Source organism: Leptospira barantonii, from assembly GCF_002811925.1.
GTDB classification, from domain to species: domain Bacteria; phylum Spirochaetota; class Leptospiria; order Leptospirales; family Leptospiraceae; genus Leptospira; species Leptospira barantonii.
Genome location: NZ_NPDS01000006.1, coordinates 267,493 through 287,771, shown reverse-complemented (window position 1 = coordinate 287,771; position 20,279 = coordinate 267,493). Strand labels below are relative to the sequence as shown.

General features: G+C 45.0%; 17 protein-coding genes. 4 read left to right on the top strand and 13 right to left on the bottom strand.

What is annotated here, in order from left to right:
• Window positions 1-43: 43 nt before the first annotated feature.
• From CH367_RS14775 to CH367_RS14755, 5 genes are all read right to left on the bottom strand, one after another.
• Complete coding sequence (locus CH367_RS14775) at window positions 44-367, bottom strand: hypothetical protein (RefSeq protein ID WP_100763267.1); 324 nt, start codon at window positions 365-367, stop codon at window positions 44-46.
• Window positions 368-480: 113 nt separating this feature from the next.
• On the bottom strand, window positions 481-2,625 hold the full coding sequence (locus CH367_RS14770; protein WP_100763266.1) for an adenylate/guanylate cyclase domain-containing protein: 2,145 nt from the start codon (window positions 2,623-2,625) through the stop codon (window positions 481-483).
• 106 nt (window positions 2,626-2,731) lie between these two features.
• Complete coding sequence (locus CH367_RS14765) at window positions 2,732-3,415, bottom strand: TIGR00266 family protein (RefSeq protein WP_100763265.1); 684 nt, start codon at window positions 3,413-3,415, stop codon at window positions 2,732-2,734.
• Window positions 3,416-3,428: 13 nt separating this feature from the next.
• Window positions 3,429-4,103: a TIGR00266 family protein gene (locus CH367_RS14760; protein WP_100763264.1), complete on the bottom strand. Its 675-nt coding sequence runs from the start codon at window positions 4,101-4,103 to the stop codon at window positions 3,429-3,431.
• A 21-nt stretch (window positions 4,104-4,124) separates the two neighbouring features.
• Window positions 4,125-4,790 (bottom strand): TIGR00266 family protein, encoded by a 666-nt coding sequence (locus tag CH367_RS14755; RefSeq protein ID WP_100763263.1) that lies wholly within the window; start codon window positions 4,788-4,790, stop codon window positions 4,125-4,127.
• Between the two features lie 87 nt (window positions 4,791-4,877).
• Between CH367_RS14755 and CH367_RS14750 the strand changes: the two genes are divergently transcribed.
• From CH367_RS14750 to ptsP, 3 genes are all read left to right on the top strand, one after another.
• Window positions 4,878-5,546, top strand: coding sequence for an SDR family oxidoreductase (locus CH367_RS14750; protein WP_100763262.1), 669 nt, complete (start codon window positions 4,878-4,880; stop codon window positions 5,544-5,546).
• A gap of 296 nt (window positions 5,547-5,842) precedes the next feature.
• Window positions 5,843-6,748, top strand: coding sequence for a UDP-3-O-acyl-N-acetylglucosamine deacetylase (gene lpxC / locus CH367_RS14745; protein WP_100763261.1), 906 nt, complete (start codon window positions 5,843-5,845; stop codon window positions 6,746-6,748).
• Window positions 6,749-6,894: 146 nt separating this feature from the next.
• A complete protein-coding gene (ptsP, locus tag CH367_RS14740) occupies window positions 6,895-8,637 on the top strand; it encodes a phosphoenolpyruvate--protein phosphotransferase (protein WP_165783302.1) in 1,743 nt (580 codons plus the stop codon).
• Here ptsP and CH367_RS14735 read toward each other — a convergent pair.
• The 3 genes from CH367_RS14735 to CH367_RS14725 all read right to left on the bottom strand — a co-directional run bounded on the left by CH367_RS14735 (window position 8,634) and on the right by CH367_RS14725 (window position 12,120).
• The gene (locus CH367_RS14735) at window positions 8,634-9,317 is read right to left on the bottom strand and encodes an LIC11631 family protein (RefSeq protein ID WP_100763259.1); all 684 of its coding nucleotides are present in this window, start codon (window positions 9,315-9,317) and stop codon (window positions 8,634-8,636) included. The two genes, ptsP and CH367_RS14735, sit on opposite strands and share 4 nt — an antisense overlap.
• Before the next feature lie 96 nt (window positions 9,318-9,413).
• Window positions 9,414-11,459, bottom strand: coding sequence for an AMP-dependent synthetase/ligase (locus CH367_RS14730; RefSeq protein WP_100763258.1), 2,046 nt, complete (start codon window positions 11,457-11,459; stop codon window positions 9,414-9,416).
• A gap of 163 nt (window positions 11,460-11,622) precedes the next feature.
• Complete coding sequence (locus tag CH367_RS14725) at window positions 11,623-12,120, bottom strand: TlpA family protein disulfide reductase (protein WP_100763327.1); 498 nt, start codon at window positions 12,118-12,120, stop codon at window positions 11,623-11,625.
• An 86-nt stretch (window positions 12,121-12,206) separates the two neighbouring features.
• Here CH367_RS14725 and CH367_RS14720 point away from each other — a divergent pair, with 86 nt between their 5' ends.
• Window positions 12,207-12,632, top strand: coding sequence for a hypothetical protein (locus CH367_RS14720; protein WP_100763257.1), 426 nt, complete (start codon window positions 12,207-12,209; stop codon window positions 12,630-12,632).
• On the opposite strand, the gene CH367_RS14715 is transcribed toward CH367_RS14720, so the two are convergent.
• Genes CH367_RS14715 through CH367_RS14695 form a run of 5 tightly spaced genes read right to left on the bottom strand, consistent with a single transcriptional unit; the run spans window position 12,607 to window position 20,257 of the window.
• Entirely contained in the window at window positions 12,607-13,782 is a 1,176-nt protein-coding gene (locus CH367_RS14715; RefSeq protein ID WP_100763256.1) for a glycosyltransferase family 4 protein, read from the bottom strand. The genes CH367_RS14720 and CH367_RS14715 overlap by 26 nt on opposite strands.
• A gap of 21 nt (window positions 13,783-13,803) precedes the next feature.
• Window positions 13,804-14,649 carry a 3'(2'),5'-bisphosphate nucleotidase CysQ gene (locus tag CH367_RS14710; protein ID WP_100763255.1) on the bottom strand — a complete coding sequence of 282 codons (846 nt, stop codon included), beginning with the start codon at window positions 14,647-14,649 and terminating at the stop codon, window positions 13,804-13,806.
• 24 nt (window positions 14,650-14,673) lie between these two features.
• The gene (locus CH367_RS14705; protein WP_100763254.1) at window positions 14,674-15,111 is read right to left on the bottom strand and encodes an LIC11625 family surface-exposed protein; all 438 of its coding nucleotides are present in this window, start codon (window positions 15,109-15,111) and stop codon (window positions 14,674-14,676) included.
• 59 nt (window positions 15,112-15,170) lie between these two features.
• The gene (locus CH367_RS14700) at window positions 15,171-17,366 is read right to left on the bottom strand and encodes an ATP-dependent helicase (protein WP_100763253.1); all 2,196 of its coding nucleotides are present in this window, start codon (window positions 17,364-17,366) and stop codon (window positions 15,171-15,173) included.
• A 2-nt stretch (window positions 17,367-17,368) separates the two neighbouring features.
• Window positions 17,369-20,257: a BamA/OMP85 family outer membrane protein gene (locus CH367_RS14695; RefSeq protein WP_476737514.1), complete on the bottom strand. Its 2,889-nt coding sequence runs from the start codon at window positions 20,255-20,257 to the stop codon at window positions 17,369-17,371.
• Between the last annotated feature and the right edge of the window lie 22 nt (window positions 20,258-20,279).

Here is a 20,279-nt window from a genome sequence, read left to right as displayed (position 1 = left end):
AAAGGACCGCATTCAAAGTTTCTAATATTGAATCGGTCCGTTCTCAGAGTTTCCACTTAGCCGGATGACCCGCGTTGTGAAATCTTCCGGAAGGAATGTGCAGAGGGTTGTGTCGATTGCCGCCACCGCCCCCATTTCCATAATAGTAAGGATTGTTTCGATAATAAGGATAATACCCTTGGTTGCGATATCCGTAACCGCCTCCGTATCCATAGTTTGAATATCTTCCGCAGTCTCTGGAATACGAAGGACCCATGGACTGACAATCGTCGTAGTATCGATACGGTCCGGTGTAACAGCCCGTTGATAAAAGAATGAAAAGCCCTACCGATCCTAAAAAGAAGAATAGTCTTGCGTTCGCCTTCATGGAACGCCTCCTTAACGATTAGACCCGAAGTCTATACGGAAATTGTAATCGTTTTTGGAGACTTGTCTATAGGGATTCTCCCTAATGCGGGAATCCCCCATAGAAAGAATCCCTTAAGAACCCTCTAAGATGTCTCCGACAACGCCGTTTTCGAGATAAAATTTGGCGCGTTTGAGATAAATCTGAGCCGGAGTGTCGTTCGGGTTGATTTCCAGAACCTTCTCCATATACGAAATCGTTTCGGCGAAATTCCTATTCTGATACTGATCGATTCCGCGTTCGAACGGTCCTTTGCTTTGGTTCATCAGATCCACGATGAAGTCCGGTTGTCCGTCGTGCACCTCGTAGATGACGATACTTTCGGATTTGCCCTTCACTTTTACGCGATCTATATAACGATAATTGTATGCGGTAGGGTCCTTCACTTTTTTAAGAATCGTATCGCTGATCAAAATCGCCGTATCATAGACCTTCGTAAGACCCTCGATCCGGGAAGCGACGTTCACCGAATCTGCGATCACCGTTCCTTCCATTCTTTCGTATGCGCCTATGATTCCGAGCATTAGATTTCCTGAATGGATTCCGATTCCCACCTTAATCGGATCGTAATTCAGTTTCAATCGATGTTGGTTGTAGGTTCGGATTTCCCTTTGCATCTCGACGGCGGCGTTGATCGAATCCTCTACCGATTCGGGAAACAACGCCATGATCGCGTCGCCGATATATTTATCGATAAAACCGCCGTTTTTTTGGATCACGGGGCTGACCCGTCTCAAGTAGGAATTTAGAAAGTTAAAATTCTCTTTCGGAGTTAACCGTTCGCTCAAGTCCGTGAAGGAACGTATGTCCGAAAATAGAATCGTCATCTCTTTTTGGATCTGATCGCCTAACTGAATGTCTACGATGCTTCGTTTGTCCAAAAATTTCAAAAACTCGGAAGGAACAAAACGACTGTATGCCTCGTTGGTAAGACTCAAATTCCTTGAGAGATTTTTGATCGATTGAAACGCGTTTGAAAAGATCTGGGAAAGAATCAAGGATTGAAAAAAGATAAAAATAAAAACTCCGAAAGGAAGAAGATTGGAAAATCCAGTCAGATAAAACTCGTTGTAATACAAAAGATCGTTCGCGATCGTAAGAATGAACGCAAAAAATCCGATCAACGCGGAGATCGCTCCCTGTTTTTTATGGATCGCGGCTTTGATAATCACGTATAAAAGATAAAGAGAATTCAGAACTACGATTCCCTGAAACGTGCTTAAACTCAGAGAAAAAAGAATCGGCTTCGTGGAAAATACGAAAACCGTTAAGGCGAAATAGATCGGAAACAAAACGTAGATTACTTTTTTATAAAATTCTTCCGTGAAAACAAAACGGACGAACGCGGTAAAAACCGGGGCGGACAAATACAAGGTCGCATATTCAAGTCGATACATCCAGCCCCAATCGATGTCCGGAAATACGGAAGTGATCCAAACCTCTCCCACAAACAAAAGACGGGAAGCGATCAAAAAACAAAAAATTCCGAAAACGAATGCGGCGACGTCCTCCTTTCTTAAGAAGAATAAACCGAAATGATAAATGGACATGATCACCAGACTTCCCATTAGAAAAAACGTATATGTGTTTCTTTGCGAATTGAGAGCCTGTATCTTTTCTTCGCTCCCGATATAGACGGAATCGAATCGAAGACCTCCTTTTCTATGATGAAAGTTGGAAACCTGTATCGTAAGAAGAACCTCTTCCTTTTCTACGAGAAAACTTTTGGTTCTATTCACGTATTTAGGATTCATAACCTCGGCCGTATCCGCTACGGTTCCACTCGACGCTATTTCTTGATTTTCGATCCAAGCTTTGTATGCGGTTCCTGCATGAGGAAATTTGAATGTAAGAAGTTTTCCTTTTAGAGAAGGATTCAATCGAATTCGAACGAAGTAAGTCGCAAAACCCGCACCACCGACTTTTTTGGATTCTCCGGAAGGAACCCATTCGTTCCAACTTCCGGGAACATCGATCGTTTGTGTATAACCTTGCAGTAGATCGACTCGGACCTCGTCCGGAGTATGCAACGTGGACCATTGAAAGTTCCATTCTCCATCCAACCGAACGGGATCGCTTGTTTCAAAGTCGACTCCGCTTAGGTCGGCAACCCCGGCCTGAACCGGTCTTAATGAAGATTCGGGATTTGAAAATTTTTTACAAGAGATTGCAAAAAGAATCGGAACACATAGAATCGAATGGGCCCAAAAACGCAACATTGCGTCAGCATAGAACCTCTAAATTTAAAATCGCTCAAAAAAAATCCGAGGCACGGACGATAACGACCGCAACCCCGGATTTTTTAAAGAGAAATGTTAAACGAAATCAGCTGGAGGAAGAGGAACGTTCCACCCTTCTCCACTGGTTTGCCCAACCCGCAAACGCGTTTTGGTTTCTGGACTGGATATACAATTTGCCGTTGCCCGAAAAAACCGCGACCAAACCTTCACCGCTTAAAAAGAGAGATTTAAGACCGCCTACTTTTTGAATCGTATAATTCAAGGTCCCTTCGAAACCCACGATATGACCCGTGTCCACGACGTATTCACCCTTGACGTCGATCGTATGAATCGCACCGAAGCTGGAAAAGAAAAGGTCTCCGCTCCCGCTTACTTTCAAAAAGAACAATCCTTCTCCGGAAAAGAATCCTTTGAATCCTCCCCACTTACTATCGATGGCGAGCGACTCCGATCCGGCTACGTACGCGCCTCGGCTTAGAATCAATTCTTCCCCGTTCATCTTGCGGTATTCGATATCACCTTGGGTAGCGCTTGTCAAAAAGAGGGTTCCCGTGCCGCCTTCCGCTTTGAATGTGTTTTGAAAAAAAGATTCCCCGCTGAGTAACGCGCGTTTGGCAGAAGCCCAGATTCCTCCTTCGGCCTTCGTAGCCATCTTCACAGTCGGACTCATGGCGACCATCGCGCCGGATTCGGCTCGGATCGCTTCTCCATTTTCCAATTGAACTTGAACGATTGGAAAATCAGGTTTTAATAATATTTCATGTTTCACGATTCATTCTCCCTTATCTTTTGATCGGAGGCAGTTGATCACGGAACCAACTTCCCAAAGAAGGAACGTTTCTGGATTGAATCCAAACTCTTCCTCTTCCCTTAAACCGCGCGACAAATCCTTCTCCGCCGAGAAAGAAGGACTTCCAACCGCCGAACTTGGTCATCTCATAGTTCAAACCTTCGTCGAACGCGACAATATGACCCGTGTCCACGATCATTTCTCCGTCGACGTTGAGTACGTCGATTCCGCCGTAACTCGAAATCAAAAGAGGACCACTGCCTGAAAGTTTTAGAAAGAACAACGATTCTCCGCTGATAAATCCTTTGAGTCCTTGGAACTTCGTATCCATTTCGATGTTAGGCGATGAAGCCAAGAAGGAACTGGATTGAACGTAGACGGTTCCGGATAAATCGATCCGATCCACGTCGCCCGGTAAGGTCGGAGCAAGTAGAACCTCTCCGTTACCCGAGGAAGCGGTGAATGTGTTCATCCAAAACGATTCTCCGCCGAGAAACGCGGCCTTTAAACTTTTTAAAAATCCGCCCTGTTGCGCCTTGTGAGTTTGAATCGTGATTCCGGAACTCATGGACATCATGGAACCGGATTCGGCCTTGATCGATTCTCCGCCGTTCAGAAGAACCTTCGCAAAACTATAGGACGGCTTGCTAAGAATTTCAATATTCATAATATTCAATATTCCTTATACTTATTGAGGAAGCAGTCCGGTAAGCCAGGACAAAAATCCGGACGGAACTCTCGTTTGGATCAATACTTTTCCGTGACCCGTGAATTCCATCACGAGCCCTTCTCCGCCGAACAGAGTGGACTTCCAACTTCCTCCGGCCTTTGCGATTCTATACTGAAGGGTTTTATCGAATGCGACCACGTGACCCGTGTCGATCGTATACGATCCTTGAACGTCTATGGGAAGAATTCCACCGTACGCGTTTAAAAAAAGTTTTCCCTTGCCGAGAATCTCCAGTAAGAAAACACCTTCTCCCCCGAAGAAAGAACGGATTCCACCAAACTTCGGTTTCATGGTGATCGTTTCGTCGGACGCGAGATACGCTCCCGCTTCTACGATCAAACCCGTGTCCGTAAGATCGACACCGACTACGTCACCGGGAAGTTCCGGCGCGAGTCCGATCTCCGCACCCGCAGAAGGCGCTTTGAAGATATTGAAGAAGAAGGATTCTCCTCCGAAAAATCTTCTGGAGACTGCGGAAAGAAATCCGCTTCCCATTTTGGTTTCGACGTCCACTCCCGGAGTCATATAAACCATCGCACCGGCTTCGGCTTTGATCGTTTGACCCGGAGATAGTTTTACTTTAAGAAAAGAATACGAAGGTTTGTGAATGATCTCGTAATTCATAGAACCAGCAATGTAAATAAATTGACCGGAACGTCAATCGAAAAGTGTTTCCAGAACCGATCCGTATTGTTAGTTTGGAAGATGAACATGACTCATAGAAACGTTTTTATTACGGGCTCCAACCGAGGAATCGGTTTGGAATTTACCAAACAATACATGGCCAAAGGCGATCAAGTTTTCGCATTGTGTAGAAAGTCTTCGAGCGAATTAACTCGATTGAAACCGACTCGGATTTTCGAGGGAGTGGATGTTTTGAATTCGAACTCGATCCAAGACTTATCCGCAAAACTTATGGATACGAAGATCGACATTCTCATCAACAACGCGGGGATTTTGATTCCGGACAATCTCCAAAGTTTGGACGAAGAAAACGTATTCACTCAATTCTTAGTAAACGCTTTGGGCCCGCTCAAAATGGTAAAGGCCTTGTTGCCTTCTTTGAACGCGAACGCAAAGTTGATCTTCTTAACCAGTAGAATGGGTTCGATCGGCGAGAATTCTTCCGGAGCTTATTACGGTTACAGAGCATCGAAGGCGGCCTTAAACGCGATCGCGGTCAGTTTGGCCTGGGACTTAAAACCCAAAGGAATCTCGGTTGGGATCTTTCATCCCGGAATGGTCGCGACTTCGATGACGGGAGGACAAGGAATTCCTACAACCGAAAGCGTTGAGGGTCTGATGGAAAGAATCGAATCCTTGAATCTAAACAACTCGGGTAAATTCTTTCATCAGAACGGGGAAGAATTGCCTTGGTAGGTCAATGGGACCATAACCTGTGTCCGCAGGGATACACAGTTGCAAAAAAGAGACAGTTATTCAGAAATTTATTTCGAATTATGTCGGATTGGACCTTAAACCCCGATTTCAAAGCTTGAAAAAACCGATTTTCCTAAACCTTTTGGCATAGAGTTTGCTTATTAGGTGCAGTGCGACAAAGACCGGAAACCGAAAGGAAATCGGATTTTGTCCCTTGGCAAATACCAAAGCGAACTTCGAATCCTTCTCGGCCGTCTTTTGAATATGGGCCGTCGGAAAATCGAAAATTCAAAACTATGAAAGAAACGATATATAGAAGATCCATACAGGATACAGTTAGAATCAAGGGCATCGGCCTTCACTCCGGAAAAGAAGTGAACCTGATCGCTCATCCGGCCCCTTCCGGAACGGGAATCGTCTTTGAATACCGAAAAGGTTTGGAAAAAGCTTCCATTTCGGCGGAACTCAGCAACGTAGTCGATACGAGCAACGCAACCACTTTGGGTGACGGTCTTCATCGAATCCAAACTGTGGAGCACCTTTTGGCCGCGGTTTATGCGCTCGGTTTGACCGATCTCATTCTGGAAATCGACGCGGTCGAAGTCCCGATTATGGACGGTTCCTCCCTACCTTTCCTACAAGCCCTCGAATCGGCGGGAATCGTAGAATTTCCCGAAATCGTAGAACCGATCTACATTCAAAACCCTCTTTGGGTCGTAGACGGGGACAAATACCTGGTTTTACTTCCCAGCGACGAACTCAAAGTCACCTACACAATCGACTTCAACCACCCGCTTCTCAAAGGACAAAACATCACGATCTCCCTCGACCGGGAAAGAATCAAACAGGAGATTCTCCCCGCGAGAACCTTCGGATTCTTAAAGGACGTGGAAGCGCTTCAAGCGAGAGGACTTGCGATGGGCGGTTCTTTGGACAACGCGATCGTATTGACTCAGGACGGATATTTGAACCAACAACTCCGTTTCGAAAACGAATGCGTACGTCACAAGATTTTGGACTTATTCGGTGATATTTCCATCGCCGGTCGTCCGATCATCGGTCATTATCTCGCATCCAAAGCGGGACATGCCCTGGATATCTCCATGGCAAAACTCGTAATGAGCAGTGTGACCGGGGACGAAATCAGCAAATACAAAAGCCGGAGAATTCCACTTTTCAAAAGAAAAGCGGCAGTCGTCTAAAATCCGCGTTCTAACGATCCCGACACGAGCCCCAAAACTCGATTGTCGGGATTTTCGTATCTCCATCCGATAAACCAGAAAAGAATTGTCAGATTCTTCTTTTCGAGAATTCTGTAGTCGAGTTTGAACTCGGAATCACTTCAAGAATGATCCCCTCCAAACGTACAGTTTTTCCAGGAATCACAGCCTTTCCGGGGAAACTATACGGTAAGGTCCTCAAAACCGGAAAAAAAAGGAACACAATCCTCACCGGAACCTACGTCCACGAAACCGAAAAAGAAGAGGAACTCGAAAAGTTCCACATCGCTCTCGAAGAAAGTCTTCATAGTTTAAGAATTCTGATCACGTCCGTAGAAGCCTCCGGTCCCGATCACAAAGAAGTCCAAGAAATTTTAGAAACCCAGGCCATGATCTGTTCCGATCCGAGTCTTGCGACTTCGGTTCGAAAAAGAATCTCCGAATTCGGAGAGAACGCAATTCTCGCGGTTCAAAACGTAACCCATGAAATTTCCGAAAAATTCAGAGCGATGGAGAATGAATTCTTCCGTGAAAGAGTGGATCATTTCCAAGACGTTTCCAATCGATTGATCGAGTTTCTCGCGGGTAAAAAGGAAGAAGATTCTTTTCTTTCCGGTTTGAAAGAGGATCTGATTCTCGTGGCCAGAGAACTAACTCCTTCTCAGATGATTCTTATGGATAAGACAAGAATCCGCGGAATCGCAACAGATCTCGGCGGTAAAACCGGACACATGGCGATCCTCGCGAGGAACTATGGAATTCCGACCATCGTGGGTCTGAAGGATTTTTCTTCGAACGTACGGGACAACGAGTTTATCTTTTTGGATGCCGAATCCGGAAGTGCGGTTCGTTTTCCCACTTTGGAAGAAGTGAAATACTACGGATTCTCCTCTTCCTATCCGGTCGATGAAGGCGAAACCAAAAAGGTAAGAGCCGTAAGCAAGGACGGGATTCGAGTAAGAATCAAATGCAATCTGGAAACGGAACTCGACTGCGAACAGGCGATCAAGTTCGGTGCGGAAGGGGTCGGTCTTTTTAGAAGCGAGTCCTTATTCTTAAAATACCAAGACAGCAACGTTTCCGGGGAAGAACAATTCCGGGCATACAAAGCAATCGCGGAAGGAATGGAAGACAAACAGGTAACGATCCGAACATTCGATATCGGCGCGGATAAATTCTCCACCGGAGAACCGGAGGAAAATCCATTCTTAGGAAACCGAGGAATCCGTTATTCGCTTTCCAATCCGGAATGGTTCTCCGAACAACTAACAGCGATTTTGCGAGCATCCGCTTACGGAAACGTTAGTATTCTTTTACCGATGATTACGGGTCCGGCTGAAATCGTAAAAACGCGCGCGCTTTTGGAAGAATGCAAACGTAAACTCAACGCCAAAAAGGAAAAATACAACAAGAAGATCAAAATCGGAGTGATGATAGAAACTCCGGCGGCGGTTTCTTCCTTGGATCTGATCGCAAGGGAAGCCGATTTTTTTTCTGTGGGAACCAACGACCTTTTACAATACATCATGGCCGTGGATCGAAACAACATTCACGTTTCTTCGCTTTACAATCCGTATCATATCGCGTTTCTACGAGCGTTGCTCCGAATCGTGGAAGTTTCCAGAGATTACGATAAACCTCTGAGCATCTGTGGAGAACTCGCGTCGGATACGAATTTTACGATATTCTTAATCGGAATCGGCATTCGGGAACTTTCGGTTTCGATTCCGTTTTTGAATCCGATCCGAAAGATCATCCGTTCGATTTCCTTACATCAGGCAGGAACCTTGGTCAAAAAAATTCTCGAACTTTCCGAAGAGGAAAACTACGAGAACATCGAAGCGTTTTTATTCAGCAAACACTTGAGTTAAGAATTTTCGACTTCCAAAATCAAGAACACGAAAGAATTCCAAACCTTCTCCTTTTCTTGAAAGAACACCGGACCTAAACTTTCCTTTTCTTTTTTCAAACAAAGATACGAATGTTTGTCCGTTCTGAGATAGAATTTTCCGGAAGTTCCCGAAAGAACCTGGATCAAATCCTTGAGAAGTTTCGGAAGATTCTTTTCGTCTTCGGGAAGCGCCGCGCCGGCGATCAGAATTTCCTTGTTCTCGAACTTTCCTTCGATGGAAATTCCTTTCGGGTTCCATTCCTCGAACAATTCCTTTTCGTAACTGGCAAGCGCGGGATTTAAAATTTCATGGATGTTAGAACTGAGTTTCATCGGAGATTCTTTCCCGATTACTTTCGGGATGAACCCTTTTGTTTGAAACAGATCCCAGTCCTCGAAACCTTCTATTTTGGAAAGTCCTCTTACGAATCCGTGTCCAAAACCTTGAACCGATATTTTACTTTCGTTCTGGTCCGCAAGAACGGATCTCATACAAAGAAATCCAAGGTTCTCCGGAGAAAACCGACTTACGTTTGAAAAATCCCAGATCTCGTTTTCTCTGAGCGGTGAAAGATAGAGATTGTCGAGAGCGTATAAATCTCCGTGTCCCGAAGGCGAAAATACGGAGGATTTTTGGATTTGTTTCTGAATGCCGGCCATACCAATCCTATCGGTACGTGCGCAAATTCTCCGAAGAAATAAAAAAGCCGACCTAAAGGCCGGCTTTTTCGAATTCGATGAAAGTTTTGGAAAATCTTAATCTTGGTTTGTAGAATAGATTTTCTTGATCTTGTCGATGTATTTTTCGGTGATCACGTGACGTTTCATCTTCATCATGTTGTTGAGTTCTTCACCCACTTCGAAAGGTTTCGCGATGAGAATGAAAGGTGTAACCTGCTCGAAGGATTTGAACCCGTTCTTGGTGTTGTTCAGAGCTTTGATCTCTTTTCTGAAAAGATCGTAGACCTTCGGATTTTCGATCAGCTTTTCATTGCTCGGTTCGTTGACCCCGTTTTCTTTCGCCCATTCTTGGAGTTTTTCGAAATCGGGAACCACGATCGCACCTAAATTCTTCTGATCCTGTCCAATCACCATACACTGGCTGATGTAAGCGGATTCTTGAAGTTTGTTTTCGATCGGGACCGGCTCCACGTTTTCCCCGCCGAGAAGAACTACGGTGTCCTTCGCACGACCGGTCAGAGTCAGAGTCTTTTTGAAGTTGATCATCCCCATATCACCGGTGTTCATCCAACCGTCGGTGATCGCTTTGGAAGTCGCTTCTTCGTTTTTGAAATAACCCTTCATGACCTGTGGGCCCTTGATAAAAACCACACCCTTAAGTCCGAGTTTCCCCTGAGTGATGTTTCCGGTTTCGTCGATCTCGGTCAATACGCCGTTGTTATCGTTACGAATCTGAAGTCTGGTTTTCGGAACGATCACACCCACGGAACCGATGATGAGTTTTTCAAAAGTTCTTACGGAGATAACCGGCGAAGTTTCGGTCATACCGTAACCTTCGAGAACGTTGATTCCGATGTTACCGAAAAATTCGTCAACGTGTCTAGGAAGAGCTCCTCCACCGGAGATGGATGCCTTCAACTGCCCGCCCGTTGCCGCTCTGATCTTCGCAAGAACGATCTTATCCAAAGTGAAGCTGTTCAAAAGAACCGCAAGACCGGAAATCGTATAAAGCGGAGAAGTCAGAAAATAAAGTTCGGTTCCAGCGAAATAAGCGCCTAACGCACCCGCAAGAACGGTCAATGTAAACGGACCGGTCAACAGAAGTTGAACGAACATTAGAATTCCATAAAATAAGGATCCGATCGGATTTCTTCCGGTATAGTCGACTTCGATTCCCTGTAAAAAACGAACCGCTTGGTTCTTCTTGCTGGAAAAGAAATACGCGAGTTTAAAAAGACCTCTACGAAGCGCCGGAGTTTGAGCCGGATCGTTGATTCTCGTATAAATACCGTTATAGATGTTTTCCCAAAGTCTTGGAGCGGAACCCATAAACGTAGGTTTTACGGTCGCCAAATCCTGACGAAGATCGCGAACGTTCGTGTAATACGTAGCCGCTCCGAGTCCGATACAAACGTATTCCACAACTCTTTCGAACACGTGCCAAATCGGAAGAATGGAAAGAAGACGAGCGTCCGCTTTGATCTTAAGCATCGGGCTTACGTTGTTTACCTGGTGCATCATGTTGGAATGTTTCAACATAACACCTTTTGGAAGTCCGGTAGTTCCGGAAGTGTAGATCAATGTGAAAAGATCTTCCGGTTGGATTGCGGCGATTCTTTCTTCCGCTTTTTTAGATCCGCCCGCACGAAGACTTTTTCCTTTTTCGATCAGGTCCTGCATTTTCAACACACCGGGTGCCGAACTTGTAGGATCCATCATGATCAATGTCTTTACGTTATTTAACTGCGATTTGTTTCTATTAAACTTTTCGAGCATCTTATCGTTTTCGATAAAAACGACTTCGACTTCCGAGTGATTGAGAATATAAACGATTTCAGAATCCGTAATATCGGTTCCGCGAGGAACGTCAGCCGCTCCCGTGAGAATCACGCCGTAATCCGCAACGATCCATTCGATTCGGTTATCAGCCAATAAACCTACTCTTTGTTTTTGCTGAACACCCAATTCAATCAAAGCTTCCGCAAGTTGAATCCCTTGCTCATACAATTGACCGTAAGTGGTCGGGTAATAATCCTTTTTAGAATCTTTGGAAAAGAAAGCCGGTAGGTCCCGAAATTTCTCCGCAGATTCGCGAAATAGCTGCGCTAAATTCTCCGCCATGAAACTCATTTAACTCCTGATATCTTTTGTTATAACAACTTAGGAATTCCGACAAAGATCCTTGTCGGCAAGGATTCAAAGGTAAATAGGGAACCTGAGAAATAAACCCTTTTTTTCCCGACAGGTTGCAGAAGGTCCTATTTATTTCCTTTGTTATGCAATACTATGGTGCACTGAACCAATTCGAAAAACTCGCCCTGAGTTTCGGATAATCTCGTTCTCGGATTCCATATTGAATTTTCAGAAGAGTTCCCGAAGGACTGAAGACGATCAATGCCGGTTGACCTTCCACCTTGTATTGATTCACGAATGAAAAATCCTGATCCACAAAAAATGGATACGTCATTCCGAATTCCCGAGCCGCTTTGAGATGTTCTTCCTTGGTGAGTTCCGGCTCGGTATTGATTCCGAGAAGAATTCCATTCTTCCCTTCGAGATCCTTCGAAAGTTTTTCAAGAACCGGAACCGCGTCCTTACAAGGTTCGCACCAAGAAGCCCAGACATCCATAAGCAAAACCTTTCCCTTATAGTCCTTGAGAGAAACCGCATGTCCCTCCAAATCGTATAGAGAAAGTTTATAGAGAACCGATTCTTCCTTGGAAAAATTACAGGCGAATAACGAGAAAAAAACGAACGGTAAAATCGAATAAAAACGAAACATCGATCTCATGTTAATAGAAAGCGCGGGATTGTAAAAGGAAAAAATCTTTTCAGTAAAGCGGGTACGTTCAAATTGGGATCACTCCAGTGAATCCGGTCTTTTACAATTATTTTTCGGGTCGTGATGAATTCTTAACGTATCTAAAGAACGATCGTTTTTCAGGTTCGGGAATGATTTCCACTCCCGCTCAGAAAGAACCTTATTTTTCAGAAACGATTCGAAAGGCAAGGCTAGAGTTTAAGGAAGATCGCATTCAGATTCTTCTCAAAGGAAAGGAAGATTCCAAATCCTTTTCGATTCCGTTGGAAGTTGTCTCCGATTCCAAAACAAAAAACAAAACCAAACTCGAGTTTCTGCCGGACTATTTAAGTTTTCAGGAAGGTTCCGAAGGTTTTTCCGTTCGTCTTCAACCTCTCGATCGGGAAAGAATTCATCTTCAGATCGATTCCAAAATCGGTTTGGAATTTTCGGGAACTCTTACGCGACTCAGCGGCTGGAAGAAGTGGTTTTAGATTTTAACACTTCTCGAATTTGACCCGCGATCGTTTTCGCCGCAACACTTCGATAGAATTTTCGGATATCCGCTTTTTTCCCAGGATAGGGCTTTTGGGAGAATTGTAAAAGCGCGTTCGTCCAAAGACTTTCTTCCAGTTTCAGATATTGAATCTTGTCCGCGCCGATTTCACGAAAAACGGAAAGGTCCGTAACGATCGCGGGTTTTTGCAGACTCAACGCTTCCAAAAGAGGAATTCCGAATCCTTCATACAAGGACGCGAACAAAAACAGGGAACATTTTTGATACATGTGCGCGAGTTCCACGTCGCTCGGACTTTCGATCCATACGATTCCTGCGGCCTTACTTTCTTCGCTTCGAAGAGTTTCGATAAATGCTGGATCTTCCCAACCGGCCTTTCCTCCGATCACCCAGGAATATCTTTGATTCGACTTTACGGATTTTGAATATTCCAGATATGCCCTATACAAAAACTGATAGTTCTTTCTGGGTTCCACGGTGGAAACGGATAGAAAATATTTTTTCGGCAGAGAATCTACGCGCTTTCCCGGTTTTTGTTTGAGCAATCCCTTGAATTCGGAAAGCTCTATTCCCGGATAAACAACCTGCATCTTTTCCGGAGGAATTCCGAAAAAAGAAGAAACTTCGTCCGCAGTCGATTGTGAAATCGGAAGCAGTTTATTCGCGCGTCGAATCGAACGAGAAAGATAAAATTTTTGCTGAATTCTCGCGAGAGTTCGCATCGTATCCGGAAAACGATAGGCTACCAGATCGTTGTAGGTCAGCACGGTCGCCGTTTTTTTGGAAAGAAAGGGTGGAAATACCTGCTGTGTTCCCCAGAAAAGATCCAGATCCAGTTTTCTCAACTGCAACGGCAGTGCGATCGCAAAGTAAAGTCCGCCTTTCTTAGAAAGAACCCCTTCTCCCTTGATAAAACGGATTCCGGGTAACTTCAAAAGATCCGCGTAACTCGGATGTAAGTCCCTGTGCGAAAAAAGATAAAATTCGAAACTGGGGTCGTTCCCCAAATCCAAAAGGGCGCTGTGAATCATCTTTCCCACGCCGGAGACGGGCGTTGAGAACGGCCTAGCGTCCATTCCGATTTTAATTTTTTGTATGTTATTTTTTGAATATTCTTTTTTCTTCATGGATTTTACGCGTAAAAAAGATCAGTCCCAATCTCGAAGAGCGCCCTGAAAATAAGATTTCGAATTTTCCCAAACCCCGTTCAAGGAAGAAGAATGACCGGCGATCAACCCCTCTCCTCTTCCGCTCACGGTTTGAAACTCGTAAGGTTTTCCGGATCGGATTTCCAAATCGGAACCGCCGGAAGCTTTTACGAGCGCGATTCCGGCGCAGATATCCCATTCGTTTTTGGGTTTTAAAGAAAGCGACAAAGCCGCTTTTCCGGCCGCCACCAAACCGAGTTTATACGCGATCGAACCGATCGCTTTAAATTCCCAGCCGGAAGGAAGCATGGAAGAACGAAACAATCCTTCCTTTTCTTCGGTTCTTGAAATCAAAGCCTTTTTGACCGGTTCGGAAGAATTCAAAACTTTCGTTAAATTCTCCGTCGAAATCGAAAACGAATCGGGAATACGATCGAACTTTTGATAAGCGACTCCGAAGTTTTCGACACCGTATATGAGTTCGTATGTGACCGGATTGAAGATAACGCCTAACGTGGCTCGTCCGGCAACGGACAAACCGAGACTGATCGCAAACTCGGGATTTTTATGCACGAATTCTCGGGTTCCGTCGATCGGATCCAAGATCCAAGCCGCGTGGAGATTGGATATGTCCTTTCTTTCCGAATCCTCTTCGGAAAGAATCGGAATATTCAAAAAGCTTAAACGATCGGCGATATGAAGACCGGCTTTCACGTCGGCCTCGGTTACGGGGTCGTTTTTCCCCTTATCCTTGACCTTGAAATCCGAATTATAGATTTCTAATACGATTTTGCCCGCCTCGAGAACAGAGTCTACGGCGGGCTGAAGATATTGAATCGAATCCAAAAAAGAAAATGCTCGAAACGAAAATTACTTTCCGGTTTTGTCCGCGGAAGGAGTGTTTTCCTTGTGCGGATCGTCCAAATTCTCGGGACGAATGTAAAAAACCTCGTTTTCCGGAGTTTGAAGATAAACTTCAGGATCCATTTTGAAGCTGTAGAAGAAAAGATACTTCTTATACTTTACGTAAACCGTATACGTTCCTTTTTGAGGTTCGTAGAGCATACTCTCCGCGTTCAGGTCCTTCGTAATTTCCTTATATTCCAAATATCTGTGGTGAAGCGTGTATTTAACGGCGGAGAGAAGATTCTTTTCCAGAGTCGCTTTTTTAGCCGAGTCCGAAAGTTTAACGTTCTTGTTGAATTCTTCCACCTTGTTGAATTCTTCCACGACACCTTGGGATTTTCCTGCCTGAAGCCCGGCAAAGGCAATGAGAAGTAAAAGAGAGATTGCGAGTAATTTCTTCATCTGGGTTTCCTGTTTCTGCTATTAATATCGGATTGTCGAGGGCTAAACTTACCCCTTCCTTATAATTTCTCAAGCGGGGTATAGGCAACAAAAAAGTTCTTCTCAACGTTTCCGAAACGGATCGCGACCTTCGTGTTTTTTTCTTTTCCGGAAACGCTTAGAATGGTCCCGATTCCGAATTGTTTGTGTTTTACGCGGTCCCCCGGTTTGAGAAACGCGTTATCGGGCGAAGGAGCGGGTGAAAATCCGGTGTCGAATTCTTCCTCGGTTTCGCGGATCTTGGAGGCCAAGGGCGGGCCTTGAGGTCTTCTTGCGGTTCGTTCTCTTGCGCCGTAACCCCGATCTCCAAAACATTCTCTCGGAACCTCGGATAAGAATCGGGAAGGAATCCGGTCTTCGACTTTGCCGAACTTTCTCGAGGTTCTACAATAACTCATATACAAATCTTCCCGAGCGCGGGTGAGAGCTACGTAAAAAAGTCTTCTTTCTTCCTCGTCTCCGAAATGAGAATCTTCCAAGCTCATGCTGTGGGGAAAGGTTCCCTCTTCGAGCCCCGAAAGAAAAACAATTTTGAATTCGAGTCCTTTCGCGTTATGCACCGTCATTAGGTTCACGTAATCCGTGAGTTCCTTCGTGTCCTCTTCGCTCGTGAGAAGACTGATCTGATTTAGATATTCTTCCAAAGAGGGAGAATCCGAATTCTTTTCGTATTCTTCGATGGAGTTTACGAGCTCCTGTAAGTTTTCCAGACGGGCGACGGATTCTTCCGTACCTTCTTCTTTGAGATAGGACATGAGACCGGATCGATTCAAAAGTTCTAATGCGATTTCGGACGGGGAAGAACCCTTCTCCGATTTTTCGATCAGATCGCTGAAAAGATTATAGAGTTCCTTTCCCTTGGACTTCGCCGCTTTTTTCAGGGGCATTTCGTCTTGTCCGAGAGTTTCCAAAAGTGAAATTCCCTTATCGAGGGAGAATTCACGGATCTTTTCGATCCCCGAATCTCCGATTCCTCTCGGCGGATAATTTACGATCCTAAGGAGAGAAACGCTGTCGAGCGGATTGGAAACCACGTTCAAATACGCGATAAAATCCTTGATCTCCGCGCGATCGAAAAATCGAAAACCTCCGAAGATCTTATACGGAATCCCCGCGTTACGAAGCGCCTCTTCGAAGTATCTAGACTGAGAATTCGTTCTGTAGAATATTGCAATATTCTTATATTCAGTTCCTGAAGAATACGCCGAGCGAATTCTTGTGATCGTTCCGTGCGCCTCTTCCGATTCGTTTTCAAATTCGTTCAAGACAACGGGAGAACCGGAAGGGTTGTTCGTAAAAATTTCTTTTTGTTTTCGTTGTGTGTTGTTCGAAATAACCTTGGAGGCCGCGAGAATGATATTCGACGAAGAACGATAATTCTCCTCGAGTTTGATTACCGTCGAATCAGGAAAATCCTTTTCAAAGTTGAGAATGTTCCCGATGTCCGCCCCTCTCCAAGAATAAATGGACTGATCGTCGTCTCCTACCACACAAAGATTCTTTCTTTCTCCGGCGAGAAGCAGAACGAGTTCGTATTGGACCTTGTTCGTGTCCTGATACTCGTCCACCATAACGTATTCCCATTTGTGACGATACTTTGCGATCGCATCGGGCGACTTCTGAAAGAGTTGAACCGTTTTCCAAATGAGATCTCCGAAGTCGAAAGCTCGGCTTGTGTCCTTTCTTTTTTCGTATTCTTTGTAAATCGCGGAAACGGTTTTGGAAAAATCGGTCCGTCCTTCCTTTTCCAGATACGCCTCGGGGGATAACATCTTATCTTTGAGTCCGCTGATGTAATTTCCGAGCATGGAAGGTTTGTAAAATTTCGGATCGAGTGAAAGATCCTTTACGACTTGTTTGAGAAGCGATTCCTGCAAGGTCGTATCGTATACGGTGAATCCGCTGGCGAATCCGAAGAAGGAAGCTTCTCTTCTCAGAATATAAAGACAAAGGGAGTGAAAGGTTTTGATCTGAAGATTGAAAGGGATAAAAGGAACCAGACCTTTTACACGTTCCAACATTTCCGCGGCGGCCTTGTTCGTAAAAGTCACCGCGCAAATACGATCGATCCCGTGATTGACGAGAAGGTTCGCGATTCTATGTGTGATGACTCTGGTTTTACCCGAACCGGCGCCCGCAAGAATCAGCACCGGACCTGCAACTTGGAGAACCGCTTTTTTTTGTTCTTCGTTCAGACCGACAAGGAGAGGATCCACGGTTAAAACCTATAGTCTCCGATCCCGAATACAAACTGAAATGCGTTGTCCGAATCGAATTTTGTAAACGGATGATCCGCAACCCCGGAGTATTTCAACTTTTGAGCGAAGTAAATCCGAAGAGGAAGAACCGGGATCTGAATTCTAAGACCGATCCCCCAAGAGAATCGAAACTTATCCAAGGCGATGTTGTTTCCGGAAAGAATAAGGTTCGCGGGGTTGTTCAATTCCTCATAGGTATAATCCGCTTTGCGAAGCGCGCTTAAATTATAACTGTTCGTAAGAGCGTATCCGACCGGATCCTTGAGTTGCGCTTCCCTCACCCTTTGATCGTATGTCGTAAAAAGATCCCTTCGAACCCCGGTCGCACGGTTGACTTCTTCATAAAGAGCTCCCGCGTCGAAAAAGGCGACTAACCAGAGTAAGGTGGGTTCGATCGGAAACCTAAGTTCGGAACCGAAGATCATCCTGCTCGCCGCCCCGTCCCTCCATTCGGTCGGGTACTTTGCGTCGTTGTAAAACCAACCGCGCAAGGATTCGTAACCGCCTAAGAACTGTAAGTCCTGCAACTGTATATACGGGTTTTGAATCGGGTCCTGTTTACCGTAGGAAGGAACCCGTTGGAACGTAAACAAGGAAGAACTTCTAAATTCCTGAACGACCCTCCAACGTCTGAGTGCGTTGTTTCTGAAAAGACCGAAGAAACTATAGTCGAACCAAGTATGATAGTATTCCGCGAGAATTCTATACTGATCGAAGTGGGACTGACCGCCTAACAACTGGCCTACGTTGTCCATCTGAAAGAGTAAATCGTATCCTTGTGTCGGATTGAATACGTTATCCCGAATATCATACGCGATCCCGTTCGAAACTTGAGAACGGAATTGCCAACCTCTCCGCACCTCCGCAAGAACCTGATCCGATACGAGGGAAGAAGGATTTGTGGACGCATAGATACTCGGAGAATACCTATGAAAGTGAGTCCAGTTGATGAAGATTCTATGACCGATACCCACCGTAAACCCGACCCCGTCTCTGGAATAGATCGCCTGTTCCTTGATGGAAGACTGGTTGTTGTTCTCCGTAATCGAAACCGCACCGACGTTGTAAATTCTCGAGGAATAAAAAAGAGAAAGAGAAAGGGACCAAGGTTTATTGTAAAGCCAAGGTTCCGTCCAGGTGATCTGAAAGAGTCTTCGATACGGACCGAATTCAAGACGTCCCGAAATTTTTTGACCGGTTCCGTTTAAGTTGTTTTCCCCGACCTCGGTAAAGATCGAAAAACCGGTGATCGTTCCGTAACCACCCCCCATGGAAACCGTTCCGGTGGGTTGTTCGAGAACTTCGATGATCAGGTTCATCTTCGTTTGATCCGAACCCGGTCTCATGTTGAAGTTCACCTCTTTGAAGTAACCTAAGTTATAAATCCTTTCCCGAGAACGGTTTACGAGAGTGGAATTGAACAAGTCTCCTTGTTTAAAAAGTAATTCTCTTCGGATCACACGATCCTGAGTCTTCTTGTTTCCTTTGATGACCACGTTTTCGACGTAAGCCAAATTGTTTTCGCGGATGTTAAAATCCACGTGAACGAATTTTTTACCGTGTAACTCGGGTTTGGTGTTATAGAGCTGTCGAAGGCGTTTAACGTGAAGTTGTGTATATTCCGTTTCGCAGATTTTTCTTTCTTCTTCGGACTTACGACTGTAGCAATTTTCGTAATATTCTATATTCTCCCGATCGAGGGAGATCACCTTTCTACGAGGAATCACCTGAGCAAAAAGATAACCTCTCGAACTGTAGAGTTCGTTCATCGATCCGCGATCCCGCATAAAGCGGGTTTCATCGAAGATTACACCGACGTCCCCGTCGCTGTAATCCAAACTTTTTTCGATTTCCTTCGGAGCGAAAAGAGGTTTGAGTTCGTCCTTTGCGGTTTCGGGAGGATTCTTCTCCTTGTTTAAAAAGAGAGGGCGACCTTCTCCGTCTAAGGACATATCGTGATTTAAAGTATAACCGTTGAAGAAGTAAACCTGACCTTCGGAAATCTTAACGTTGACGATGATTACCCTTCGGTCTTTTTTTTCGGGATTTTCCCAATGGATTTCCCAGTTCGTTCCTTCGCGAATCAATTCGGCGTCGAGATAACCCTTACTTTTCAGATAAGCGACGATCGTGTCCTTGTCTTTTTCGAATGAGGATTCCTTAAAGTTTCCTCCTTCGAAGACGCCTTCTTCCTTCATCTCCATAACGGAAAGAATTTCGGAAGTTTCAATGGATTCGTTTCCGTATACGTTGATTTTCGAAACGGGAATTTCCTCGCCCTCGTCTATGATAAAACGAACACGCACTAAGTTTGTTTTCGGGTCGGGTTTACCCAACTCCACTTTTACGTATGCGAGGAAGAATCCTTCGTCTCTGTATTTTTGGAGAATCAAATCCCTGGACTTGGTGATCTTTTGAGGAGTGATGACTTCGTTGTCTTTGAGAGGAAGCTTATCTCTTAAGTCCGCGGGAAAAACCTCGTCGGCTCCGACGAATTCCACGTCTCGTACGCGAGGTCTTTCCTTGAGGTCGACGATAACACGAACGCCGTCTTGTAAGTCTTCCGCTTGGATATCTACGAAATAGAAAAAGCCTGAGTTAAAAAGTGTCTTAAGATCTTTATCGAGAATTTTTTTCGTGAGGGTTTTACCGACCTTCATCTCGATCATGGATTCGAGATCGCCGTCCGGTGTATTTTTATTTCCCTTGAATTTGACTTCTTTGATTACCTTTCCCAAAAAGTCGGAACGTTTGGAAAGGAGTTGAGTCAGTTCTCCTGAGTTAAATAAAAGTCCTAAAAGAATCGCGACTACGGATCCTTTCAGAGTTAGGGAGAATATTCGTTTCAACGTAAAGTCTAAAGCCACCCGA

Coding starts and splice junctions, on each gene's coding strand:
- CH367_RS14775 (WP_100763267.1), bottom strand. CDS start 367: ATGAAGGCGAACGCAAGACTATTCTTCTTTTTAGGATCGGTAGGGCTT.
- CH367_RS14770 (WP_100763266.1), bottom strand. CDS start 2,625: ATGTTGCGTTTTTGGGCCCATTCGATTCTATGTGTTCCGATTCTTTTT.
- CH367_RS14760 (WP_100763264.1), bottom strand. CDS start 4,103: ATGAATATTGAAATTCTTAGCAAGCCGTCCTATAGTTTTGCGAAGGTT.
- CH367_RS14755 (WP_100763263.1), bottom strand. CDS start 4,790: ATGAATTACGAGATCATTCACAAACCTTCGTATTCTTTTCTTAAAGTA.
- CH367_RS14750 (WP_100763262.1), top strand. CDS start 4,878: ATGACTCATAGAAACGTTTTTATTACGGGCTCCAACCGAGGAATCGGT.
- lpxC (WP_100763261.1), top strand. CDS start 5,843: ATGAAAGAAACGATATATAGAAGATCCATACAGGATACAGTTAGAATC.
- ptsP (WP_165783302.1), top strand. CDS start 6,895: ATGATCCCCTCCAAACGTACAGTTTTTCCAGGAATCACAGCCTTTCCG.
- CH367_RS14735 (WP_100763259.1), bottom strand. CDS start 9,317: ATGGCCGGCATTCAGAAACAAATCCAAAAATCCTCCGTATTTTCGCCT.
- CH367_RS14730 (WP_100763258.1), bottom strand. CDS start 11,459: ATGGCGGAGAATTTAGCGCAGCTATTTCGCGAATCTGCGGAGAAATTT.
- CH367_RS14725 (WP_100763327.1), bottom strand. CDS start 12,120: ATGTTTCGTTTTTATTCGATTTTACCGTTCGTTTTTTTCTCGTTATTC.
- CH367_RS14715 (WP_100763256.1), bottom strand. CDS start 13,782: ATGAAGAAAAAAGAATATTCAAAAAATAACATACAAAAAATTAAAATC.
- CH367_RS14705 (WP_100763254.1), bottom strand. CDS start 15,111: ATGAAGAAATTACTCGCAATCTCTCTTTTACTTCTCATTGCCTTTGCC.